Source organism: Parafrankia colletiae (assembly GCF_001854655.1).
Taxonomy (GTDB): domain Bacteria; phylum Actinomycetota; class Actinomycetes; order Frankiales; family Frankiaceae; genus Parafrankia; species Parafrankia colletiae.
In genome coordinates this window covers 1-3284 of record NZ_MBLM01000181.1, presented here as the reverse complement: position 1 = coordinate 3284, position 3284 = coordinate 1, and the positions used below count along the sequence as shown (strand labels likewise).

The following is a 3284-nucleotide window of genomic DNA, read 5'->3' as shown; positions in this document are numbered from 1 at the left end:
GGCCAGGGCACTGACCCACCCGATGTGGCCAGTGAGGTGGTGGCTGGTTCCATTCCAGATAGCGTGTGCGGGTCGCAAGGGCCGGTCAGAGAGGAGCCGGGCGGTGCTATCGGCGAGGGTGTGTGCTTGGGTTTTGCGGGCGGAAACTTCGATCCATTCCAGGCGGGCAGCCTGGGTGTCGCCGTATCCGTAGGCGAGCTGGAGCGCGCTGAGAGCAGCGAGCGCCTGGGGATCGGTGAGGTGGTGCTTTAGTTGGAGCAGGGACGGGATTCCGACGTGGAGGGCAAATTCGGGGTCGTTGAGAAGTCCGGGAAGTGTTTTGGCCAGGGCAGCGTGTTCAGGTAGGTATTTCAAGGCGTAGGAACTGCTGTTCGGCCAATTACGCTGTCCGATGGGTTCGGAGGGCRTAAGGGCCGCTGCGATGCGCAGGTGCGCCGCGTGGGTGGCGGTCGCAAGGTCGTCAGCGAGGTCGCGCAGGTCATCGTCGTCGCTGTCGATGAAGGCTGTGCCGGTGGTGAAGTCTCGCAGGCTCTGATGCCGTGGGAGGTAGAGATCCTGGCGAGCACTGGCCCCGCGGCGGGTAGCAAGGAAGGGCCGGAAGACGCGGCGGAGTAGGGCTCGGGTGTCAGAGTCAGCTACGCCCGCGAAGGTGGCGATGGCGGTGGCGGTTTGGGGTTCACGGATCGCAGTCAGTGTGGCGAGAACGGGTAGGCCTTGGGCCTGCCAAGCATGGTCGCCGAGGTCAGCGCGCCAACGGTTGAGGTTGTCGGCGTAGTAGCCGACCAGTCCCACGGGCAGGCGGTCGACGTCGCGCGGGTCGCGGTCGTGGTGGCGGACCTGGTCGAGGAGGGTTAGGGCGTAGATCCACACTCCGCCGGAGCGGTCAAGCAGCGTTGAACAGAACCGGTCGGCCGGCATCCGATTCCTGCGCAGCGCGGCGGCGATCAGCGGGTCGTGGGCGCTGACCGCGGTCAAGTATCCGAACAGGTCTTGGCGGTTTGCGGCGCTTTCGACATCGATGCGTTCCACGTCCCGGGACCCGGTGGGGATCGCGACTGTTTTGGGTCGGGTGGTGGCGACGATCGCCGTGCCCGGCGGTAGGGCCARGGGGAGTCCGAGGGGCAGTTCCCCAAACTTCGAGGGTGGGGCTTCGTCGAGTCCGTCGACGAGGAGCACGACCGGCTGGCCGGGCTCGGTCTTGTCGCGGATTCGGGCGGCGTCGCAGAGCCGGCTGTAGAGCCAGGCCGTGGCGTCGGCGTCGGCGGGGAGGACCCCGCCGGGGGTGGCATCGTCGAGCTTCCAGCGGGCGATGAGTTGTGCGGCGAGGTTCCGGCGGGCGGTTTCGGGGGTGCGTCCTTCGGGGAGGCGGGTGAAGTGCGCGGGCCAGACTCGGGTGAATGCCAGGTAAGCCGCTAACGCCGACTTCCCCATCCCAGCCTCAGCTTCTACCAGCAGATAGGCACCCCAGCGCTGCAGCACACACCGGTTGATGAAGGCGTCGATCTTGTAGATCAGGTCGGCGCGTCCGCGGAACCGGGCGACCGGGTTGTCCGGGTTGGCCGGATCGGATAGCCGTAGATCCCCGGGTAACGGGTCGAGGGGGATGGTAGCGTCGCGCAGCAGCCGGAACGGGCCGGAGAACCGCTGTTGGAGGATATGCCCGTAGTTGACCCCGATTGCCTGCCCTTGAGGAGCCGAGACGTCGTCGACCGTGGGCCGGTTTCGATCGTCTGGGGTGGTGTGTCCGCTGGCGCTGGGAATCATCGGCCGGGGTCGTTCCGGTGCTGGGTGATCTGGCCGTAGTTGATGCCGGTGGCCTGTCCGCCGGGTGCGGTCACGGTCCCGATCTGGATGCGGCCTGCTGCCGGGCTGGTGGTGCCCTTGTCCGGGTCAGGTTCGGGTGCCGGGAACGGCGGTGGGGCCGGTGTGTGCGTGCTGGCGGGGAACGGTGGGGCGGTGGCTGGTTTCGCCCGTGCGCCGGACACCGCCAGGTCGGCTGTGTGCAGGAGATCCGTGCGGGCGTTGTCCTGGGGCATGCCGAACAGGTCGAGGGAGACGACTTGGCCGAGCAGGCCTGGCCGGGGGCAGTCCTCGATGCGGGTGACGAGGAGTTTGCGGGTGGCGCCGGTGGGGTCGGAGGCCCAGGCGGCGCGCCATTCGGCGGCGCCGTAGACGGAGCGGGTGTAGGCGTGGGAGAGCACGGCGATCGTGCGTGCCGCGCGGGTGACGCCTTCGTCCATGCCGGTGACCCAGTTCGACCCGGGTACGAGGTCCCAGGCTTGGATCAGGACCCGGTAGCTGGCTTCTTCCAGAGTCCAGGCGATCCACTCGGCCCACGGCCGGTCGGTCTGGGTGTAGGAGATGAAGAAGTCCCAGCCCGCGCCACCGCCCGCGCCGGTGGTGCTGTCCGTGTTGCCCCCGTTGCTCACCCGGACAGTGTGCCACCGGGACAGGTCGGGTCAGACCRTGTACGGCGTGTGCCAGGGCACGGGTCTGGCCTGCGTCGGGACGGTGGTCGAGGCGCGGGCCCGTGTGCGGCGGGGCTATGCGGGTTGATCCTGGGCGCCTGTCGGGGATCTTCGCGGGGGGCGGAGAGGGGGAAAGTTATCAGGTCACTGAGCGCAATGAGCCGCGATGYGGGCCGGTTCCTGCTCTGCTGGTGCAGGTCAGGGAGCTGCCGGCGATCGGCGGGGAACGGGTGGGAGACCTGGTGCCTATTAGGCGCCAGAGCGGGTTTCGGGCCCGTGTTGGCCGATCTTGCTCGGCATCGTCGCAGGTCAGGGGCCGATTTGTGCGCCCGGCAGGGATCGAACCTGCGACCCAGTGCTTAGAAGCAATTGAGGCTGGTACGGAATGCTGAACTGCCTGTTCACAGGTGGTATACGAGCGTCGGAGCCATAGTTATCAGTTGTATGACGGGCCGGGTATCCGCTGTCTGGTGGGCGGTTCTCCTGCGCTGTGCTCGGCGGTTTTCTTGCTGGCCGTCGAACTCCGGCGGGATGCGCTGTGCTGAGCTGGCGATGACGCGGCGCCAGTATGGCCTGGCGTTCTGTGGCAAGGCCGTGATTCCGGCGATGCGCGGGTTCTGGCGGCGCTGGGTGACATGTCTGCGGTGGTCGAGTCGAACCCGGCCGACGGGCTGGCGGTTATGCTGCTGTGTGAGGAATTTTGAATGCGTTAACAAGTGGGTTTTTGTAGATGGCTCGGGTTGGATCCGACGGTGTTCTTTTCCCTGGCGGATTTAAGGGAACGCGTGTGCGTCGGGGTTTATGTTCGGTAGGTGG

The 3284-nt window shown here is 67.0% G+C and carries 2 protein-coding genes; both read right to left on the bottom strand.

The features are described from left to right. Positions 1–1764 (bottom strand): P-loop NTPase family protein (locus CC117_RS37760; protein WP_084133141.1); only part of this gene is annotated, 1764 nt, incomplete at its 3' end. After that, positions 1761–2429: a toll/interleukin-1 receptor domain-containing protein gene (locus tag CC117_RS32880; RefSeq protein WP_071092069.1), complete on the bottom strand. Its 669-nt coding sequence runs from the start codon at positions 2427–2429 to the stop codon at positions 1761–1763. The genes CC117_RS32880 and CC117_RS37760, both read right to left, overlap by 4 nt. Positions 2430–3284 lie beyond the last annotated feature (855 nt).